The sequence below is a fragment of the Synechococcus sp. Minos11 genome, assembly GCF_014279855.1.
Classification (GTDB): domain Bacteria; phylum Cyanobacteriota; class Cyanobacteriia; order PCC-6307; family Cyanobiaceae; genus RCC307.
Genome location: NZ_CP047953.1, coordinates 317,447 through 336,062 on the forward strand (window position 1 = coordinate 317,447; position 18,616 = coordinate 336,062).

Here is an 18,616-nt window from a genome sequence, read left to right on the forward strand (position 1 = left end):
AATCAAGAGCGAGTGACAGCCTCACGCCAGCGCCCCGAGCCGCCCTTCCGCCGTTGGGTGCGGCCTGTGATGGGTGGTCTGGCCACCATCGGCGCAATTGATACGGTCTCGATCACCCTCGAGCGCTGGGGTGTGATTGGCGAGTTGGCCTGCCCTGGTGGGGCCGATGGTTGCGACAAGGTGCTCAACAGTGCCTGGGGAACAGTGCTGGGCCAGCCCCTGGCGCTGTTTGGCTTCTTGGCCTACCTGGCCTTGGTGCTGCTCTCGTTGTTGCCGCTCATTCCAGCGGTGCAGCAGTGGTTGATCGATCGCCAGAGCAGCAGCGGTGGTTTAACTGCTCGCCGCTTTGGCCGCGGCCCCGATTTGTTTTGGCACCTGGGCTATCTGCTGAGCCTGGGCATGAGCGTGTTCAGCGCCGCCTTGGTGGGCTTGATGCTGTTCAAGATTCAAGCGATCTGTGCGTTCTGTCTGCTCTCAGCTGGTTTGAGCCTGGCTTTGTGGCTGCTGCATTTGCTTGGCCGTGAATGGGAAGACAGCGGTCAGGTGCTGTTCCGCAGTGTGATCTTGGTGGTGCTGGTGGGCTTGCTGAGCCTGGCCTGGGTGGCCTCGGCCGATCGCCCAGCTGTGTTGAGTGAAAAAGGTGCCCCGCCGGTTGTGACCAGCGTGAGCAATCCGGCCAAGTTGGCCTTGGCTGAGCATCTCAGCAGCATCGGCGCTCGCATGTATTCGGCCTATTGGTGCCCCCATTGCCATGAGCAGAAGGAGCTCTTTGGCCAGGAAGCGGCCGCCAAGCTCGATGTGATCGAGTGCGCCACCGATGGCAAAAACTCCCAGGCGTCGCTCTGCCAAAGCAAGGCGATTGAAGGCTTCCCCAGCTGGGAGATCAAGGGTCAAATCGATTCCGGTGTGAAGTCGCTGCAGAAGCTGGCTGACCTCAGCGGTTATCAAGGCCCGCGGAACTTCTGATCGGTTGATCCCGCTGCTGCAGTGAGTGGTGCTGCCAGTAGGGAAGGGTTGCGGGGGCATCACAGCGGAAATGGCCGCCGCGGCTTTCTTGGCGGAAGTGGGCAGCCTCCAGCAGCAGAACCGTGGTTTGCAGCCGCTGGCGGCACTCCCATAGCCAGCCCAGCTGCTGTTCTTGGCTGCTGCTCAAACTGAAGCTCTGGCCAGGTTGCAGCTGCAGGATCGGCGCTAGAGCGCGATCGAGCCTGAGCTGCTCACGGAGTTGCTCACACTGCTGAAGGGCCCCTTGCAGCTGCCTGCCGCTGCGTTCCACACCAGCGGCCTGCCAGCTCCATTGGCGGAGGGCTGTGATCGGTGCGCCGCAGGGCCCTTCCAACTCCGGTGGTGCTGCCCACTCCAGTTGGCGCCGCTGGCAGCGCCCAGAGGAAACCAGCGCATTGGGTTGGGGCTGCAGACGGCTGAGCTGGCTGGCCATCACTAGGCATTCACTCAGCGAATTGCTTGCCAGGCGATTGGCCCCATGCACTCCACTACTGGCGACTTCGCCCACGGCATAGAGCCCCGGTAGCGAGGTGGCGGCATCGAGATCGGTGGCAATGCCCCCCATCCAGTAGTGGGCGGCTGGAGCCACCGGAAGCGGCACTTGCATCGGGTCCAGCCCCAACTCGCGGCAGCGCTCCAAGATCGTGGGGAACTGTTTGATCAGCTTGGCTTCGCCCACCGGGCGCAGATCCAGCCACAGCTGCGCCAGTTGCTGCTGCTGCATGGCGCGAACCATGCTGCGGCTGAGTTGATCGCGGGGCAGCAGTTCACTGCCACTGGTGAACAGCGGTTGGCCATCGGCTTGCACCAGGCGTGCCCCTTCGCCCCGCAGCGCTTCTGAGAGCAGGAAATGGGGCGCCCCGGGTTGCATCAAGGCGGTGGGGTGGAATTGCACGAATTCCATGTCCCGCAGAATCGCGCCGGCCTGCCAGGCCATGGCAATCCCATCGCCGTGGGCGCCTCGCGGGTTGGTCGTGTTGGCAAATAAGTGGCCGCTGCCGCCAGTGGCCAGCACCACAGCAGCGCTGCGCAGCCAGCCCAGCTCTCCATGACGCAGCACTTGCACACCGCAGCAGCGTCCTGCTTCTTCCAGCAACTGCAAGGCAATGGCCCCGCGCCACCAGGTCACATTGGGGCGGCTTTCAATGCATTGCTCCAGCAACTCCACCAGCGCCAGGCCGGTTTGATCTTGGGCATGCAGCACCCGCCGGCGGCTATGGGCTGCCTCCAAGGTGGTGCTGAGGTTCTCGCCGTGGCGGTCGAGGTTGAGCCCCAGGCTCAGCAGGTTGGCAATGCAGCCCGGTGCCTGCTCCACCAAGCAGTTCACCGCTGCCGGCTCGCATAGCCCTGCCCCTGCCGCCAGGGTGTCGCTGCGGTGCAGCGCTGGTGAATCATCAGCTCCAATCGCTGCCGCTAAACCGCCTTGGGCCCAGCGGCTGGCCGGAGGTGTGCTCATGTCGCGGCTGAGCAAAAGCACCCTGGAACTTGCGGGAAGCTCCAGGGCGCTCATCAGACCGGCAACACCACTACCGATCACCACGACGTCCCAAGGGACGTCAAACAATGATTCGGTGTCTTCTGAAGAGGTGGAAATCAGCGGTACTGGCCGTCGTTGATGCGGTCAAAGCCCTCGTTCAGGGCGATTTCCGGGTCGGTGACGGTGAAGTTCTCTTTGTACTTCTCAAACAGCTCCTTCTGACGCTCCGTCAGATCGAGCTTGAGCACATCGTCAACCTGGTCGTAGGGGCCGCCCACCACGATCTTTCCGGCCAGGGTGGGATACATGCCAGGGTACTGCTGGAAGCGGCGCACCGAGGCGTTGTTGAGGTCAACCTTGCCGGCGGTTTCGGCGATCTTGTCGTCAACCTTGTTGCGAATTTCCGCAGCCTGCACGCTCAGCGGCTGGGTCAGCCAAACACCCAAAACCAGCAGGCTGCAGAGCAGCAGGGTGGATAGGCGACGAAAAAGCCTGGACATGCGGGGCCGATTAAGGGCTGAGCGGCCAGATTACAGAGGCTTGAGCTGCGCCGAGCTCTCGGCCGGGCAGCATTTGCAGATCTTTAAACCAAGCCGCTGAGTTGCGGGCTCAACAGGGCCAACGCCAGGAACAGGGCATCCACCGCCAAGGTGCTGAGCAGGCTTGCTGCCACCACTTGTCCGCCTTCGCCTTGGCGCCACAGCCAGCGACCCGCAGCCAGCATGGCTGCGGCAAATCCACTGACCACAGCCAGGGGCAGCGGCTGCAGCACCTGCTCTGCAGCTGCGGAAAGCAATAGAGGCGCTTCGCTGGGGCTGGCTTGCAGCACTTGCGGCCACAGCGGCATCAAGCCGCAAAGGGCCGTGGCGGCATCGGTGCAGGCGGTGCCGATTAAGGCGCCCAAATAGAACTGCCCTGCCCGGCGCCAAGGCCCCTGCAATCCGGCGATCGCCAGGGGCAGGGCAAAGGCTTCAACCGGCAAATGCCAGAGGGGGTGCAGCCGCAGCCAACCCCAAAACACGGCTCCGGCCAGCCAGCTGCCGGAAAAACCAATTAGCAGGGCGCCCAGGTCGCCCCGCAGCCGCAGCCCCAACGCCACCAAAACAGCCGTGAACAGCGCACAGGCCACTGGGGAGCTGCGCACCCAGGGAGCCTGCGCAAACACCGGGAGCATCACCAGCGCGGCTGCCACGGCCGGCGCTGACAACTTCAAGCTCACACCAGCTGCGTTGAGCTGCGGCGCCGGATTGAGGACTGGGGCAGCTCCGAACAACAGCTGTGTGAACAAACGCGAACAAGCTTAAAGCGATTGACCCCTGGTCAGCGGAAAAGCATCCGCCCATGGCGCTTAAGGTTTCGCCACTTGGCTTGAGCCCGCGTGGATGCTGCCGCTGAACTCACGCTGCTGGAGGCCTGCTGGCGCACGGTGGTGTTGGGCATCGTTCAGGGCCTGACGGAATTTCTGCCGATCAGCAGCACGGCGCACCTCAAGGTGGTGCCGGTTTTGGCTGGTTGGGGAGACCCTGGTGTGGCGGTGACCGCCGTGATTCAGCTCGGCAGCATTGCAGCGGTGATTGGTTACTTCCGCAGTGACCTGCTGCAGGTGTGCCGCGGTTTGGCCAGGGCCTTGCGGGAGGGGGACTGGGGCAGCCCTGATGCTCGCCTGGGAATTGCCATTGCCGTTGGCACCCTGCCGGTTGTGGTGGCCGGGCTGCTGATCAAGCTGTTTTGGCCGGGCTACGAAACATCGCCCCTGCGCAGCTTGGCCTCCATTGGCATCGTCTCGATCGTGATGGCCTTGCTGTTGGCCCTTGCCGAGCGTCTGGGGCAGCGCCGTAAGCAGCTCCCATCGGTGCAAGGCCTAGATGGTGTGGTGGTGGGTCTGGCCCAGGCGCTGGCCATTATTCCGGGGGTCTCGCGCTCCGGCAGCACCCTGACGGCATCCCTGCTGTTTGGCTGGCAGCGCTCCGATGCCGCCCGCTTCTCCTTTCTGCTTGGGATTCCAGCGATCACCTTGGCTGGACTGGTTGAGCTCAAGGGCGCCTTTGCTGAAGGTTCGGTCTACGGGCCGCTGCCGATGCTGCTGGGAATCCTCTCGGCCGCCGTGGTGTCATGGCTGGCGATTGCTTGGTTGCTGAAGTTTTTGCAAACCAACAGCACTTGGCCCTTTGTGATCTATCGATTGGTATTTGGGTTGGTTTTGCTGGCTCTCGTGCTGACAAACCCCACACTGGGATAAGTCGCCTGAACCAGGGTGTGGAACGAGCCCAGTGATGGGGTTCCTCTGCAGGCTGATCCCAGTGCCGCAGCGCCGCAGCCCGCCGTGGTGGCCACGGTGGAGCCGGGATCGATCGGCGAGGAGCTTGGCTTTCAACCTGGCGACCGGCTGGTGGCTGTCAATGGCATTCGCCCGCGGGATCTGATTGATCTGCGCATGCTCTGCGGTGAGGAAGATCTCGCCTTGGAGGTGGAGGACCCTGATGGCACTAGCCATCACATCGAACTGGAAAAAGATGCTGATGACGGCTTGGGTTTGGGCTTTACCGAGGCCCTATTCGATGGCCTGAAGCAGTGCAACAACCACTGCCCGTTCTGCTTTATCGATCAGCAGCCTCCAGGGCGGCGCTCAAGCCTGTATCTCAAAGACGACGACTACCGCCTCAGCTTTCTCTACGGCTCCTACCTCACCCTCACCAACCTGTTGCCAGCCGATTGGCAGCGGATCGAGCGCCAACGCCTCTCGCCACTGTTTGTCTCTGTTCATGCCACCGATCCCGCCCTGCGCAGCCGATTGCTGGTCAACGAGCGGGCCGGCCAGATCCTCGATCAAATCGCCTGGTTTCAAGCCAAGCGCTTGCAAATCCATGCCCAGGTGGTGGTGTGCCCAGGCCTGAACGATGGCGAGGCCCTGGTGCAAACCCTGCAGGACCTGGCGCGTTTTGGTGGTGGCGATTGGCCAGCGGTGCTGTCGGTGGCGGTGGTGCCGGTGGGGTTGACCCGTTTTCGCCCCGATGGGGATGGCCTGGTGCCGGTCACCCCGGCGATGGCCAGGCGCACTATTGCAGTGGTGGAACCCCTGCAGCAGCAGTTCTCGGAGCGCTTTGGCAGCCGTTGGGCCTGGCTTTCCGATGAGTGGTATTTGATGGCGGGGCTGCCGTTGCCGCAGCGGGCCAGTTATGAGGATTTGCCCCAACAGGAGAACGGTGTCGGCAGCATTCGCGCCTTCCTGGAGCAGCTCGATGACGCCACGCAAGAGTTGCCTGCTGCTTTGCCCAAATTCCGCAGCTTGAGTTGGGTGGTGGGGAGTTTGGTGGGGCCCAGTCTCAAGCCCGTGGTGGAGCGCTTGCATCAAGTGCAGGGGCTGGATCTCCGCCTGCAGTCCCTGCCCAGTCCCTATTGGGGCTGTGAGCAGGTGGTCACGGGCTTGCTCACCGGGCAAGACCTCATTGACGGGCTGCAAGGCAAGGACTTGGGCGATGCAGTGCTGTTGCCTGCGGTGCTGCTGCGTCAGGGCCAGCCCGTGTTTTTGGACGATTTGAGCTTGGAGACCGTCGAGCAGCGCTTAGGAGTTCCGCTGCAGGTGGTGGGGGGTGCGGCTGAAGTCGTGGCTGCCTGCCTACACGAAACCCCTTAGCCCCATTAAATTCTTCCCAAAGGAATTCGAAAGGGCTTGTGAAGGGACGTCTGCGCAGCAGCTTGCTGGCCCTCGTCCTGATGGGCTTTCCTCTGGCCGCTTTGGCTCAAGAGCAAGAAGACACCACTGACTGGTTGGGGAACCCTCTGTGGACAGAGCAACCGGAAGACATCGGCGTTCAGCCCGATGACAGCGTTGATCCGTTTGAAGGTCGGCCGTTGCCGACGGCGATTCAAGAAAAGGGCCCAAGACCGAAGTCAGATCCTTCGGTGTTGGCTCCAGCAGCGACGACCCTCTCGCCTGATGTGGATCAGCTTGGGGCACCTGCTCCGCTGGCGCTTCCCAATGAGCCCTCGCAAGTACGTATTGAAGACCTTCGCCCGCTTTCTCTGACGGAAGCGGTGGAGCTGATGGAGGTGAATAACCCCTTCCTCGAAGCCGCAAAAATCCGTATCGATGAAGCGCAAAGCCGTTTGCGTGCAGCCATCGCCGCCTGGTATCCAACCCTCAACTTGACCACTAATCGGCTCAAGTTCCCCGGCCGTAATTTCGGGACTAATTATCGAAACTTTGGTAAGGCAGCCACCGATCCCCAGGCCACACAGCGGAAGAACCAGAAAAAGCAGCAGTTCCCTGATATGGAACTGGATCGCTACGGCGAATGGTGGGGGACCACTCAGACCTATGGCGCTTCAGCGACAGCCACATTGGATTGGAAACTGATCAACCCCAAGCGTGTTCCTGATATATCTGCTGCACGGGATGATTACGAAAAAGCCCAAAATAACTATCTGATTGCTTTGCGCGATCTACGGCTTCAAACAGCTCGCGAATACTTTCAGCTTCAGGCCTACGACACTGACGTTTATACCTTTACAGCTGCTGTCCAGGCCTCTTTGGTCAATGTTCGCGATACCCGGGCCAAGCTGCAGGCTGGTGTGGCTACAAAACTCGATGTTTTGGAGGCCGAAACTCAACTCGCACAGGACCAGGCCGGGCTTTCCAGAGCCCTGCGAGACCAATCAGTTCAGCAACGTTTGCTGGCTAAGACACTGAACTTGCCCCAGAACGTCACTCCTACTGCCAGCGATAGGGTTGAAGTTCTGGGTGTTTGGCAGGCAAGTTTGGATGAAAGCATTATTGCCGCCAACGAATTCCGAGAAGAGCTTGATAACATCATTTTGGATATTTCGATTTATAACTCCCGCGCCAATTCATTTTTGGGTGATGTTCAGCCCTTCTTGAACATTGCAGGGGATGCGCGTTGGTCCAAATCGTTTGGAGAACAGCGAAAACGTGACGAATGGGTCGACATGGGCAGGGTCGCTGAAGACCTTGATCAAGCCATCTATATGGGCTTGACCTGGAAAGTTTTTGATGGAGGCCGGGCGCAAGCCTTGGCACGAGAGCAGAAGCAAAAGGCCAAAGAAAGCGAATATCTGTTTGCTGAGGAGCGCAACAAAATTCGTGAGCAAGTTGAACAGCAGTTTTTCGACCTCCAGTTACATGCTCGAGATTTGATCAGTAACTCTCGTCGAGTGCTTTCCTCAAGGGAGGCTTACCGCCTTGCTGTTTTGCGTTTCCAAGCTGGTGTTGGCACCCAGCGCAACGTGATTGATAACCAGCGCGATGTCACCCGCGCTGAGGTGGCTTACACCGACACCATTGCGCTTTACAACCGCACTTTGGCCGCTTTGCGTCGGCAGACCGGACTGGATGCTGTTGTCAGTTGCATTCCTGCTGAGCTGCCAGGTGAGCCGCCCGTCAAAGATCCTTTGACTGACGTGCCGGTGTTCTCAACGCCAATCACTGAACCCTGCGCGTTCCAACGGGCTACGTTTGTGCCCCCTGCTGACTGATCCGGTTGGGGTCATTGCGTTTTGCAGCTCTGGCGGTTCGCCTGGGCTTATTTCAGGCCTGCCTCGGGGCCCTTTCGGTGCTCACGCTCGGCATCTTTAATCGGCTGCTGATTGATGAGTTCTCGGTTCCTGCTGCCCTAACGGCGCTTGCCCTTGGCGCCCAGCAACTGGTGGCCTTCACCCGCGTTTGGTTTGGCCAACGTTCCGATAATTGCCGTTGGCGCGGGTTGCGGCGCACCCCCTTTGTGCTGTGCGGTTCGCTGAGCTTTTGCGTGCTGTTTTGGATTGCCGGGCGCACGGTGTTGTGGCTGGCAGAGGCGTCTCAGGCTGGCGATGGCAGTGCCGTTCTGTGGCGCGGTTTGGTGCTCACGGTGGTGTTTCTCGGCTACGGCCTGGCCATCTCAGCGAGCTCCACGCCATTTGCGGCGTTGCTCGTTGATGTCACCAGCGAGCGGCAACGGCCAGCCCTGGTGTCGGTGGTGTGGTCGATGCTCACCGTCGGCATCGTTGCCGGCGCGATTTTGGCCAGCCGCTTTTTGGGCACCGCCTGCGCCAGCACTGATTTGGATTTGGTGATTGCCGGGGTGGAACGGCTGATCGTGGTGGCGCCCTTGGTGATCTTTGGCTTGATCCTTTTGGCAGTGGTTGGGGTGGAGCGGCCCGTTGACCAGCAGAGCAATGAAGCCAAGCCTGCCGCTGATCGCCCTGCCGAACTGAGCTTTGGCCAAGCCTGGACCGTACTGCGCGCATCGCCTCAGGTGGCCTATTTCTTTGGGGTGTTGTCGCTCTTCACCTTCTCGCTGTTTCTGCAGGAGGCGGTGCTGGAGCCCTATGGCGGCGCGATCTTTGGCATGGATGTTTGCGCCACCACGCGCCTCAATGCGATTTGGGGCGTTGGCACCTTGGTGGGCATTGCCACCACAGGGTTTCTTCTGGTGCCTCGCTTGGGCCCGCAGCGCACCGCCTTGGTTGGTGGCGTTCTAGCTGGGGTGTTTGTGCTGCTGATGGTGGTGGCTGGAGCGGTGGTTTCAGAGCCGCTCTTCCGTTTGGCCTTGTTGCTGTTTGGTTACGCCGCTGGGGTGAGCACCAACGCCAGCCTCACCTTGATGTTGGGGCTCACCTCGCCCGCCTTGGCTGGCACGTTTATTGGTGTCTGGGGTCTGGCGCAGGCCTACGCCCGCGGCGTGGCCACGGTCACTGGCGGCGGGTTGCTCAGCCTGTTTGGCGGTGTGTTCGGCGGCCAAGACACCTACGGGGCCTATGCCAGCGTGTTTGTGATTCAGGCGGTGGGATTGCTGTTGGCTGGTTTGTTGTTGCTGCGGGTGGATACGACCCTGTTCCAGCAGCGGGTGCAGCGCGCCTTGGGGGATCTGCTCGCGCTGGAGCTCGATTGATGGCGACCTATCCCCATGGGGCCCACTGGCCGGCCTTGCATGAGCTTGTCGACCGGGTCGCTGAGCGTCAGCGCGCTGACTTCGGTCAGATCGCCAGCACGGTGAAGCCTGATGGCAGCTTGGTCACCGACTGTGATCGCTGGAGTGACGCCACCATCGCTGCAGGCTTGGAGGCGATCCTTCCCGGCGACGGCCTGCTCAGCGAAGAAGGCTGCACCGATGCCCCAACCCAGCGCCATGGCTGGATTGTTGACCCCCTTGATGGCACCACCAATTTCTCGGTGGGCCTGCCGATTTGGGCGATTTCGATGGCGCGTCTGCAGGACGGCCAGCCCCTCGAGGCCATCATCGATGTGCCCCCGCTCCGGGAGCGTTATGTGGCGGTGCGCGGCCAGGGCGTCTGGCGCAATGGTGAGCCATTGCAGCCGCCTGGCGGTCCTCGCCATCGCTGCAATTGCGCCAGCCTCTGCACCCGCTCGCTGCCGGTGCTGCAGAAGGTGCCCGGGCGCTTCCCCGCCAAAACGCGAATGCTGGGGGTGGCCAGCCTCAACCTGCTGGGTGTGGGGCTAGGCACGATGCTGGCCGCCCTCGAGGCCACTCCCAAGATCTGGGATCTCGCAGCGGTGTGGCTGATCCTCGAGGAGCTTGGTTGCGTGATTCGTCCGCTGGCGGATCACCCCTTCCCGATGACGCCAGGAGCTCCCTTGGGTGAGGCCAGCTATCCCTTGATGGCCGCGTGCGACGAAGAGCACTACCAGCGGTTTTTGCCCTGGGGTCAAGCGCTGGTCAGCTAGCTGCTGACGCCAAGCTCTTGCCACACCTGCTGCAGCAGTCCATCCAGGCCTTGACCGGTCACCGCTGAGATCACCTGCACCGGCTGGCCCAACGTGTCACTGAGCTGGGCAGGCAGCGCCTCGAGTTGTTCCTCATCGAGCAGTTCGGATTTGCTGAGCACCAGCAGGCGAGGACGCTCCAGCAGCCCATTGCCATAGGCCTCGAGCTCGCCGAGCAGCACTTGGGCATCAGCGATCGGGTCGGGGCTGCTGCCATCCACCAGGTGGATCAACACCCGGGTGCGCTCGATGTGGCGCAGGAAATCGTGGCCGAGTCCGGCCCCTTGGGCGGCACCAGCAATCAGTCCGGGGATATCAGCAAAGACCGTGCCATCGCCGCTGGGTCGGCGCACTACCCCCAAGTTGGGCACCAGCGTGGTGAAGGGATAGTCGGCGATCTTTGGCCGGGCGGCTGAGAGCACGCTGATCAGCGTGCTCTTGCCGGCATTGGGAAGCCCCACTAGCCCCACTTCGGCCAGCAGCTTGAGCTCTAGCTGCAGTTCGCGCTCTTCTCCGTCTTTGCCTTCGGTGAATTTCTCTGGGGCTCGGTTGCGGTTGCTGAGGTAGTGGGCATTGCCCAGGCCTCCCTTGCCGCCGGTGGCAATCACCAGCTGCTCACCGTTGTCGATCAGATCCCCAAGCAGTAAATCGGTGCCCAGGTCGCGCACTTCGGTGCCGCAGGGCACGCGGATCAGAAGCGTGTTGGCGCTGGCTCCGGTGGAGCGGTTGGGTCCGCCGCGGCGACCATCGTCGGCCTGAAACAGGCGCTTGTATTTGAAATCCAGCAGGGTTTGCAGGTTGCTGTCGGCCTGCAGCACCACATCACCACCGCGCCCGCCATCGCCGCCGGAGGGCCCGCCAGCTGGCACGTATTTCTCTCGCCGAAAGGCGCAAATGCCATCACCACCGCGGCCGGCCTTAACGGCAATCCTGGCCTGGTCGATGAACTGCACGGCTTGCGGGTCAATCCATCATTCTTCCCTGTCAGGCCAACCTCTATAAAGTCGGGCATCCGCAGAGCTCTCCGCGTGGCCGAGGTTGCCTTCCGCCAGTTGCGCAAGCAGTACCCGCCGCGGCGCGGCAGTGCCGCTGTTGAGGTGCTCAAAGGCATTGATCTTGAGGTGCGCGACGGCGAATTCCTCGTGCTGGTGGGGCCATCGGGTTGCGGCAAAAGCACGCTGCTGCGCCTGCTGGCGGGTTTGGAAGCGCCCAGTCAGGGGCAGGTGGTGGTGGCTGGCCGGGATGTCTCAGCTCTGCCGCCATCACGCCGGGATGTGGCGATGGTGTTTCAGAGCTATGCGCTCTATCCCCACCTGAGCGTTGCCGACAACATCGCGTTTGGTTTGCGCCGCAGCGGTCATCGCCGCCTGCAGCAGCAGCTGCAGGATTGGCTGGCACGCACCACCGGTTGGCTGCGTTCACCGCGTGAGCAACGCATTGCCGATCGGGTTCAGCAGGTGGCTGAGATGTTGGATCTGGCCCATCTGCTCGATCGTCTGCCGAAGGAGTTGTCTGGCGGCCAAAAGCAACGGGTGGCACTGGGCCGCGCCATTGCCCGGCAGCCGGCTGTCTTTTTGATGGATGAGCCGCTCAGCAACTTGGATGCCAAGTTGCGCGGCGATACGCGCCGCCAGATCGTGCAGCTGCAGCGGCAGTTGGGGGTCACCACGCTGTATGTGACCCACGATCAAGTGGAAGCGATGACCATGGGCCATCGCATTGCGGTGCTGAATGCCGGCCGCCTGCAGCAACTCGGTACCCCCATTGAGCTCTATGAGCAGCCGGCCAATTTGTTTGTGGCCCAGTTCATTGGTTCGCCACCGATGAATCTTTTGCCGGTGGAGGTGCTCTCGGCTGATCAGGTGCTGCTGGCCGGCAAGCGTGTGGCCGCTGATCCGTCCTTGGCTGGCCTACTGCAGGGCCATTTGGGCCAGCAACTCACTTTGGGTTTGCGCCCGGAGCGCCTGCGGCTGGCGCCAGCCACCAACCGCAATCTTCCAGCTGAAGTGGTTCAACTCGAGGCTTTGGGCCATGAGCAGCTGCTCAGCTGCCGGCTGCTGGATGCTGATCACACCGTGCAATTGCGCACCGCCGCTGAGGTGAGTGTTCAGCCAGGAGACCAGTGCCACCTCGAGATCGAAGCCGCTGGCTGGAATCTGTTTGATGCGGCTGGCGATGCGTTGCGTCCTACAAGCGGCGATGCTGCGGTGGCGTCCCCTGATTTGCCCAGCCTGCCGGCTTAACGGGGCCAGACCACGGTGCAGCCAGCGCCGCCATCGCCCTGCTCGGCATCGACGAGGCGCTCGATGTAGTCGAGCCCGCTGAGCCATTCCCGTAGTCCGCGCTTGAGCCGGCCGGTGCCCACGCCATGGATCACCCAAAGCGGTCCATGCACCGACCGCAGCTGCTCCTCCACCGCGGCTTCGGCCTCATGCACGCGCAGGCCCCGTACATCAACGGTGTTGCGGCTGGTGCGCACGGCTGAATCACTGCGCCGGCCGCGGCCTTGGATGCGCACCGGGGCTGGTTCTGGTGGCGCCGGCTTTTCCCCTTGCAGGCCCTCGATACCCGTGAGTGGCACGGTCAGGCGCATCACGCCGCAGCGCACTTGCAGCTCCTGGCCGTCGTCGCTGCAGCTCAACACCTCAGCGGCTTTGCCCAGACTCAGCAGCCGCACCCGATCGCCAGCGGCAGGGCTCCAGCCGCGATGATGCCGCTGCGGTCTGCTCTCTGGCGCATGTTCTTGCTCGAGGCTGCGCAGTCGTTGCCCCACTTGCCGTGCCGCTTCGCCATCGGCTTTGGGATTGCGCAGGCGGCGAATCAGCTGGCGCACTTCCTTGCGGCCTTCGCGAATCGAGCCCACCAACTGCTGTTGGGCTTCCCCTTGGCGCGCTTGCTTTTGTTGTTGCTCCTGTTGCCAGCGCTGCTGCAGCTCTTCATGCAGCAGTTCGGCTCGCATCAATAGGGCGGCAGCTTCTTCGGCGGCTTCCTGTTGCCGCTGGCGTTGCTCTTCCAGGCCGCTGATCACCGTGTTCACCGAGCTGGTGCCCTGCTCATCCATTAGCTGCTCAGCTCCACCGAGCACCGCTTCGCTCAAGCCCAGGCGCCGAGCCACGGCCAAGGCATTGCTGCGTCCGGGGATCCCCCAAAGCAGCCGGTAGGTGGGCCGCAGGCTCACCTCATCAAATTCAACGGAGGCGTTTTCAAAGCGGGAGTCGTCGTATTTGAGCGCCTTCAGCTCACCGAAGTGGGTGGTGGCGACGCTGAGCTGCACTTGATCGGCCAGATGACGCAGCAGTGCTGTGGCCAGGGCCGCCCCTTCGCTGGGGTCGGTGCCAGCTCCCACTTCATCGAGCAGCACCAACGCCGGTACCGGTGCTGCGCCCAGGCTGCTGAGCGCTTTCAGGATCCGGGCGATGCGGCGCACGTGGCCGCTGAACGTGGAGAGGTTTTGCTGCAGCGACTGTTCATCGCCGATGTCGGCCAGCACCGCTTCACACCAGGGCAGTTGTGGGGTGCCGCTGCAGGGCAGAAACAGTCCGGTCCTGGCCATCAAGGTGGCCAGCCCCAGGCTTTTGAGGGTCACCGTTTTGCCACCGGTGTTGGGCCCGGTGATGGCGACCACCCGCAGTGGCGGTTCAATCTGCAAGCTCACCGGCACCACCGCAGTCCCGGCCTCTTGGCGCTCCTGCCAGACCAGCAGGGGGTGGCGCAGGTCCTTGAGCTGCCAGTACTCCGTGCCCAGCTTGGGTTTAACAGCCCCCACCCAGGCTCCATAGCGCGCCCGGGCTAGGCCCAGATCCAGCTGAGCCAGGCAGTCCTGCATGGCCATCAGGCTGTCTCCTTCAGCGGCGACTGCAGCGCTGAGCTGCAGCAGCACCCGCCGTTCTTCCTTCTGCTCTTGCGCTTCAAGCTCAGCGATGCGGTTGCCCAAGCCCACCACCGCTTGGGGCTCAATGAACAGCGTGTTGCCGGAGGCGGAGCTGTCGTGAACCTGGCCTTGCAAGGAACCGGCAGCGCCTGCTTTGACGGCCAACACCGGCCGGCCATGGCGCTGGGCGATGACGCTGTCTTGCAGCTGATTGGCCCAGCGCCGCATCAGCTCCTGCAGGCGGCTTTGCCGTTCTTGCCGCTGGCTTTGCAGCTGCCGGCGCAGGCCCGCCAGTGGCGGACTGGCCCGATCAGCCACGCGGCCGCCTTCTTCAATCGCGAAGCGCAACTGCTGCTCCAACTCCGGCAGGGTGCGTAGCCCCTCCAGCAGCGCGGTGGTCACAGGCCGCAGTTCGTCGTCATCGATCTGACGCCGTAGACGCCGTGCTGCTGCAAGGGTGTCGGCGAGTTGCAGCAGCTCATCGGCCCCAGCGCAGCCCCCCTTACTGCAGAGCTGCACCGTGATGCTGTGGTCGCTGACGCCTTGAAAGCTCAGTCCCCCCTCGGTGAGGCCATCAAGAACCAAAAGCTCGGCTGTTTCCGTTTGCCGCCGCTGGGCTTCCTCCAGCGTTGGCGCTAGCTGCAAAGGGCGGCAGAGGTTGGCCCCAAGACAGCTGCCGGCAAAGCCAGCCACTTGCTCGCCAAGCCGCTCCCACTCCAACAGAGCCAGTGTTTCGGCTTGGATCTCCATCACCCCTGGTTGCTGGGGATCCCGCCGGGAGGCTCATAGAGCATTTCCAGCCAGTTGCCTTCAGGGTCCCGCAGATAAAACGACGCGGTGCCATCGCGGTGGTCGTGCAGGCCGCCAACAGCAACTCCTTCGGCCTTGAGCTGGTCATGCATGGACTGCACGGCGGCGCGGCTATCGAAATGAAAGGCGAAGTGGGGGCCGGCGGCTTTGTAGTTCGGGCCCAGCAACGCCAGTCCTTCGTTGCCGGCTCCCAGGTAAGCCCAATCCTCGGCATCCCAGATCAACCTCATGCCAAGGCCCAAATAGAAGGCCTTGGCGCGCTCCATATCGTCCACGCGGATTGCCACATGGCCCAACCTGTTGACTGCCATTGCCACGCCGCAATAGGCCCATTCTCTAGTGCAGTAGGCCTCAGCCGTGGCGCAGCCACTCGGCTGCATCACAGGCGTGATACGTGAGGATCAGGTCGGCCCCGGCCCGCTTGAAGCTGAGCAAGGTCTCGAGCACAACGGCACGCTCATCAATCCAGCCTTTCTCAGCCGCCGCTTTGACCATGGCGTATTCACCACTGACGTTGTAAGCGGCGATCGGCAGCTCGGTTTCTGCCCGCAGGCGATGAATGATGTCGAGGTAGGCCAGGCCTGGTTTGACCATCATGATGTCGGCCCCCTCCTGCTCATCGAGCAAGGCTTCGGTCAGGGCTTCACGGCTGTTCGCCGGATCCATCTGATAGGTGCTTTTGTCGTTGGGGATGGGCTTGCCTGCCGCGGCCCGGGGTGCGGAATCCAGCGCTTCACGGAAGGGGCCGTAGTAGGCGGAGGCGTATTTCGCCGTGTAGCTGATGATCCCCACATGGCTGTAGCCCTCGTCGTCGAGGGCTTCGCGGATGGCGCCAACACGGCCATCCATCATGTCGCTGGGGCCGATCAGATCAGCGCCGGCAGCTGCTTGAGTGACAGCCTGTCTGCAGAGGATTTCAACGGTTTCGTCGTTGAGAACGATGCCCTCATTGCTGACGATGCCGTCATGGCCATCGCAGGAGTAAGGATCGAGCGCCACGTCGGTCATCACCGTCATGCCGGGGTGCTCTTGCTTGATGCGGCGAATCGCCCGGGGGATTAAGCCTCCCTCGTTAAAGCACTCGCTGCCGTCTTCTGTTTTGAGCCCATCGGCCACCTTGGGAAACAGCACCACACAACGGATGCCGAGATCCCAGGCGCGCCCCACTTCCCCAAGCAGGCCATCGAGGCTCCAGCGCTGGGCGCCTGGCATGGCTCCGATCGGTTCGTTGGTCGCCCCTTCGTGTACGAACAAGGGGTAGATGAAATCGGCAGCACTGACGTGGTGCTCGCGCACCATGGCCCTCAGGCCAGGTGTACGCCGTAGTCGGCGGGGGCGATAGGCGATATCCATGGCGAGAAGCTTAAGGAATGCCCCAGTCAGAGCCTGGAGTTTTGAAACAGGCTGTCGCGTGGGTTGTCACTGGGGAGATCACGCAGTTGTTGATAAATCTGCCGCTCCGCCTCACTTGGTTGATTGGGTAGTTGCAGTTGCACGGTCAGCAGCAGGTCGCCGCGACCGGCCTTCAGCGGCCAGCCTTTGCCGCGCAGTCGCAACGACCGGCCTGAGCTGATGCCAGCGGGAACGGTCACCACCGCTTCGCCATCGGGGGTGGGCACTTTGACGTCGCCGCCTAACACCGCCTCAGCGGGGCTTAAGGGCAGTTCAGCTCGCAACACATCGCCGTCGAGCTTCCACAAGGGGTGGCTGTCGAGATTGATGGTGAGGTAGAGATCGCCGCGCCGGCCGCTGCTGGGTTGCAGATTGCCCTTCCCCTTGAGCCGCAGGCGGCTGCCGGGCTTGACCCCGCCAGGAATGCGGACTTGCACTCGCTCTTGATTCACTTGCAGCGTGCGCTCGCAGCCGCGGAAGGCCTCTGCCAGGCTGATTTTGATGCTGGCTTCAGCATCGAGATTCGCCGCTGGTGGCGGAGCGCCGAAGCCGCCGCCAAAGCCGCCGGGGAACCCCCCTGGTGTTCCTGGTGTTCCACCGGCGCCAAAGCGGCCAAGGAGGTCATTGATGAAGTCGTCGAAATTGCCGTAACGGCCAAAATCGACATCAAATCCGGCGCCGGGTCCGCCGCTGCCCACACCAGCCTGATTCCAGTACTGGCCAAATTGCTCATAACGGCGCCGCTTTTCAGGATCAGAGAGCACCTCGTAGGCCTCGCTGATTTCCTTAAAACGAGCTTCAGCTGCCTTGTCGCCAGGGTTCACATCAGGGTGGTGCTGACGAGCCAGCTTGCGAAAGGCTTTTTTGACGGCGTCACCATCAGCGCCGCGCTCAAGGCCCAGCACTTTCCAGTAATCGCGGTAGCCGCCTGAACTCATCCGGGCCCTGCCCCTCAGCCCATAGTTTCTCAGTCCCCAGGTGGCTTGCCTGGGGCGGAAGTCCGAACGATTTGCGCTTAATCTCCGCCCAACATGGCTCCTCTGATGCGTCGCTCTCTTTGGTTGCTGCCCTTGGCGGCAGGGTTGGTGTTCGGTTCTGCGGAACTGCCCAAGGCGCAGGCCGGCAACCTGGGTGATGCCGTTGAGCCCTCCAATGCTGAGCAATTGAGCTTGGCCCGTGAGCTCAAGCAAGCCGGCGTCATTTTTTATGGCGCCTGGTGGTGCGGCGCCTGTTTCCACCAAAAGAATCTGTTTGGCACCGAGGCGGGGCGTGAACTGCCCTATGTGGAGTGCGACAAAGATGACGCCGGGCGAGAGCAATGCCGCAAAGCTCAGATCAAGGCCTTCCCCACCTGGGTCTTGGGGGATCAACGCGCTGAGGGCGTGATGACCTTGCCGCAACTGCGCAGCTGGGCTGGGCTCTGAGCCTCAATCGATGAGCTCAACGCCGTAGGTGGAGCGCCGAACGGCTTTGCGGCGCTGCCTGGCGGGGATGTAGCCACCTCGGTTCACGAAAGGACTGAGCTGGAGCTGGCGCGAACGGTTGACGTAGTTGAAGCGGATCAAGCTGGCGCTGAGGATCACCAGCAAGCTCAGAACAAGGGCTGCCGGCAACAAAACACGCATGACCTAGTTCCGAAATCCTGCTGCCGAGGTTGATCACGTGCCAGCAGGCGCGTGATGCGGTCTTAGCCCAAGACCATGGAGTTGGGGTGCGGCCAAACCCAGAGGCTTTAGATATCCGCTTCCGCATCCCATTGCGGATCGCATGGCCTCCAGCCTCCCTGCAGCAGGCTCTGCCACAGCAGTTCCGCCGCTTGGGCTTTGAGATGAAGCCTCGTGGTTAGTAGGGGAGGCTGGCCTGGAAAAGGTCGCCCTGAATCCACAAAGATGTGCGGGTCCTGCGGGACGCTTTTTTCATCCCTGTGGAAGCGCTTGGTGTGCGCAGTTTGGGGGTTATGGATCCAGGCTTGGCAGCGCATGGTGCGGGGATGGCGATGGCAGGGCCCCGCATCCAGGCATCAGCACGGAAGGTGGCGTAGGGCGAGCTGGGAGACATGGTCCTGCCGCTGGTACACCTGTTCTAGTACGGGTGTACTGCTGCGTCAATCAATTGCCTGCCGCCGCTGGTTTCGCTGCCCGTTGTGCGTTAGCCGGCGTGGATCGACTGCAATGTGATGCCTTTGGACTGAAGGATGAAATAGCCGATCACGCCCACCACATTCAGGCCAATCACAAAAGCCCAAACGCCCCAGGGCTGCTTGCTGTCCAACTTCATTGGGGTGTGCATTCAATCCATGCAGTGTCGCGCCAAGCGGCAACCCTCTGGATTGCTTTGCAGA

19 protein-coding genes are annotated in these 18,616 nt (G+C 62.2%); 8 read left to right on the forward strand and 11 right to left on the reverse strand.

What is annotated here, in order from left to right:
* Positions 1 to 12: 12 nt before the first annotated feature.
* Positions 13 to 966 carry a vitamin K epoxide reductase family protein gene (locus tag SynMINOS11_RS01580; RefSeq protein WP_186549415.1) on the forward strand — a complete coding sequence of 318 codons (954 nt, stop codon included), beginning with the start codon at positions 13 to 15 and terminating at the stop codon, positions 964 to 966.
* On the opposite strand, the gene nadB is transcribed toward SynMINOS11_RS01580, so the two are convergent.
* From nadB to SynMINOS11_RS01595, 3 genes are all read right to left on the reverse strand, one after another.
* Entirely contained in the window at positions 935 to 2,569 is a 1,635-nt protein-coding gene (gene nadB, locus SynMINOS11_RS01585) for an L-aspartate oxidase (protein ID WP_186549417.1), read from the reverse strand. The genes SynMINOS11_RS01580 and nadB overlap by 32 nt on opposite strands.
* Before the next feature lie 29 nt (positions 2,570 to 2,598).
* On the reverse strand, positions 2,599 to 2,982 hold the full coding sequence (psbU, locus tag SynMINOS11_RS01590) for a photosystem II complex extrinsic protein PsbU (protein ID WP_186549419.1): 384 nt from the start codon (positions 2,980 to 2,982) through the stop codon (positions 2,599 to 2,601).
* Positions 2,983 to 3,065: 83 nt separating this feature from the next.
* Positions 3,066 to 3,770 carry a DUF3120 domain-containing protein gene (locus SynMINOS11_RS01595; protein ID WP_186549421.1) on the reverse strand — a complete coding sequence of 235 codons (705 nt, stop codon included), beginning with the start codon at positions 3,768 to 3,770 and terminating at the stop codon, positions 3,066 to 3,068.
* A 90-nt stretch (positions 3,771 to 3,860) separates the two neighbouring features.
* Between SynMINOS11_RS01595 and SynMINOS11_RS01600 the strand changes: the two genes are divergently transcribed.
* From SynMINOS11_RS01600 to SynMINOS11_RS01620, 5 genes are all read left to right on the forward strand, one after another.
* Positions 3,861 to 4,721: an undecaprenyl-diphosphate phosphatase gene (locus tag SynMINOS11_RS01600; RefSeq protein WP_186549423.1), complete on the forward strand. Its 861-nt coding sequence runs from the start codon at positions 3,861 to 3,863 to the stop codon at positions 4,719 to 4,721.
* A 15-nt stretch (positions 4,722 to 4,736) separates the two neighbouring features.
* Positions 4,737 to 6,116, forward strand: a complete 1,380-nt coding sequence (locus SynMINOS11_RS01605; protein ID WP_186549425.1) for a TIGR03279 family radical SAM protein — start codon at positions 4,737 to 4,739, stop codon at positions 6,114 to 6,116.
* Between the two features lie 62 nt (positions 6,117 to 6,178).
* Positions 6,179 to 7,975 carry a TolC family protein gene (locus SynMINOS11_RS01610; RefSeq protein ID WP_186549427.1) on the forward strand — a complete coding sequence of 599 codons (1,797 nt, stop codon included), beginning with the start codon at positions 6,179 to 6,181 and terminating at the stop codon, positions 7,973 to 7,975.
* A 14-nt stretch (positions 7,976 to 7,989) separates the two neighbouring features.
* Positions 7,990 to 9,369, forward strand: a complete 1,380-nt coding sequence (locus SynMINOS11_RS01615) for a BCD family MFS transporter (RefSeq protein ID WP_255445442.1) — start codon at positions 7,990 to 7,992, stop codon at positions 9,367 to 9,369.
* Positions 9,369 to 10,163, forward strand: coding sequence for an inositol monophosphatase family protein (locus SynMINOS11_RS01620; RefSeq protein WP_186549431.1), 795 nt, complete (start codon positions 9,369 to 9,371; stop codon positions 10,161 to 10,163). The genes SynMINOS11_RS01615 and SynMINOS11_RS01620 overlap by 1 nt, the downstream gene beginning before the upstream one ends.
* On the opposite strand, the gene cgtA is transcribed toward SynMINOS11_RS01620, so the two are convergent.
* Complete coding sequence (gene cgtA / locus SynMINOS11_RS01625; protein ID WP_186549448.1) at positions 10,160 to 11,155, reverse strand: Obg family GTPase CgtA; 996 nt, start codon at positions 11,153 to 11,155, stop codon at positions 10,160 to 10,162. The genes SynMINOS11_RS01620 and cgtA overlap by 4 nt on opposite strands.
* Positions 11,156 to 11,230: 75 nt before the next feature.
* Between cgtA and SynMINOS11_RS01630 the strand changes: the two genes are divergently transcribed.
* Positions 11,231 to 12,445 (forward strand): ABC transporter ATP-binding protein, encoded by a 1,215-nt coding sequence (locus SynMINOS11_RS01630; RefSeq protein WP_186549450.1) that lies wholly within the window; start codon positions 11,231 to 11,233, stop codon positions 12,443 to 12,445.
* Here the strand turns inward: SynMINOS11_RS01630 and SynMINOS11_RS01635 are convergent.
* From SynMINOS11_RS01635 to SynMINOS11_RS01650, 4 genes are read right to left on the reverse strand one after another with little or no spacing between them, the layout of a single operon-like run.
* Positions 12,442 to 14,823, reverse strand: a complete 2,382-nt coding sequence (locus SynMINOS11_RS01635; protein WP_186549452.1) for an endonuclease MutS2 — start codon at positions 14,821 to 14,823, stop codon at positions 12,442 to 12,444. The two genes, SynMINOS11_RS01630 and SynMINOS11_RS01635, sit on opposite strands and share 4 nt — an antisense overlap.
* Positions 14,823 to 15,194, reverse strand: coding sequence for a VOC family protein (locus tag SynMINOS11_RS01640; RefSeq protein WP_186549454.1), 372 nt, complete (start codon positions 15,192 to 15,194; stop codon positions 14,823 to 14,825). The genes SynMINOS11_RS01635 and SynMINOS11_RS01640 overlap by 1 nt, the downstream gene beginning before the upstream one ends.
* A 40-nt stretch (positions 15,195 to 15,234) precedes the next feature.
* The gene (gene hemB, locus SynMINOS11_RS01645; RefSeq protein WP_011934733.1) at positions 15,235 to 16,236 is read right to left on the reverse strand and encodes a porphobilinogen synthase; all 1,002 of its coding nucleotides are present in this window, start codon (positions 16,234 to 16,236) and stop codon (positions 15,235 to 15,237) included.
* A 26-nt stretch (positions 16,237 to 16,262) separates the two neighbouring features.
* Positions 16,263 to 17,213 (reverse strand): DnaJ C-terminal domain-containing protein, encoded by a 951-nt coding sequence (locus SynMINOS11_RS01650; RefSeq protein WP_186549456.1) that lies wholly within the window; start codon positions 17,211 to 17,213, stop codon positions 16,263 to 16,265.
* Positions 17,214 to 17,318: 105 nt separating this feature from the next.
* On the opposite strand from SynMINOS11_RS01650, the gene SynMINOS11_RS01655 reads away from it, so the two are divergent.
* Positions 17,319 to 17,699, forward strand: a complete 381-nt coding sequence (locus SynMINOS11_RS01655) for a hypothetical protein (protein ID WP_011934735.1) — start codon at positions 17,319 to 17,321, stop codon at positions 17,697 to 17,699.
* A 3-nt stretch (positions 17,700 to 17,702) separates the two neighbouring features.
* Here SynMINOS11_RS01655 and SynMINOS11_RS01660 read toward each other — a convergent pair whose 3' ends face one another.
* From SynMINOS11_RS01660 to SynMINOS11_RS12800, 3 genes are all read right to left on the reverse strand, one after another.
* Positions 17,703 to 17,888, reverse strand: coding sequence for a hypothetical protein (locus SynMINOS11_RS01660; RefSeq protein ID WP_186549458.1), 186 nt, complete (start codon positions 17,886 to 17,888; stop codon positions 17,703 to 17,705).
* Positions 17,889 to 18,007: 119 nt separating this feature from the next.
* Positions 18,008 to 18,256 (reverse strand): DUF1651 domain-containing protein, encoded by a 249-nt coding sequence (locus SynMINOS11_RS01665; RefSeq protein WP_186549460.1) that lies wholly within the window; start codon positions 18,254 to 18,256, stop codon positions 18,008 to 18,010.
* Positions 18,257 to 18,423: 167 nt separating this feature from the next.
* The gene (locus tag SynMINOS11_RS12800; RefSeq protein ID WP_255445560.1) at positions 18,424 to 18,546 is read right to left on the reverse strand and encodes a hypothetical protein; all 123 of its coding nucleotides are present in this window, start codon (positions 18,544 to 18,546) and stop codon (positions 18,424 to 18,426) included.
* Positions 18,547 to 18,616 lie beyond the last annotated feature (70 nt).

Excerpts from the sequence above, each read along its gene's own strand:
- SynMINOS11_RS01635 (WP_186549452.1), bottom strand. The coding sequence starts at position 14,823 with ATGGAGATCCAAGCCGAAACACTGGCTCTGTTGGAGTGGGAGCGGCTT.
- SynMINOS11_RS01650 (WP_186549456.1), bottom strand. The coding sequence starts at position 17,213 with ATGAGTTCAGGCGGCTACCGCGATTACTGGAAAGTGCTGGGCCTTGAG.
- SynMINOS11_RS01665 (WP_186549460.1), bottom strand. The coding sequence starts at position 18,256 with ATGCGCTGCCAAGCCTGGATCCATAACCCCCAAACTGCGCACACCAAG.
- hemB (WP_011934733.1), bottom strand. The coding sequence starts at position 16,236 with ATGGATATCGCCTATCGCCCCCGCCGACTACGGCGTACACCTGGCCTG.
- SynMINOS11_RS01620 (WP_186549431.1), top strand. The coding sequence starts at position 9,369 with ATGGCGACCTATCCCCATGGGGCCCACTGGCCGGCCTTGCATGAGCTT.
- SynMINOS11_RS01655 (WP_011934735.1), top strand. The coding sequence starts at position 17,319 with ATGCGTCGCTCTCTTTGGTTGCTGCCCTTGGCGGCAGGGTTGGTGTTC.
- psbU (WP_186549419.1), bottom strand. The coding sequence starts at position 2,982 with ATGTCCAGGCTTTTTCGTCGCCTATCCACCCTGCTGCTCTGCAGCCTG.
- SynMINOS11_RS01640 (WP_186549454.1), bottom strand. The coding sequence starts at position 15,194 with ATGGCAGTCAACAGGTTGGGCCATGTGGCAATCCGCGTGGACGATATG.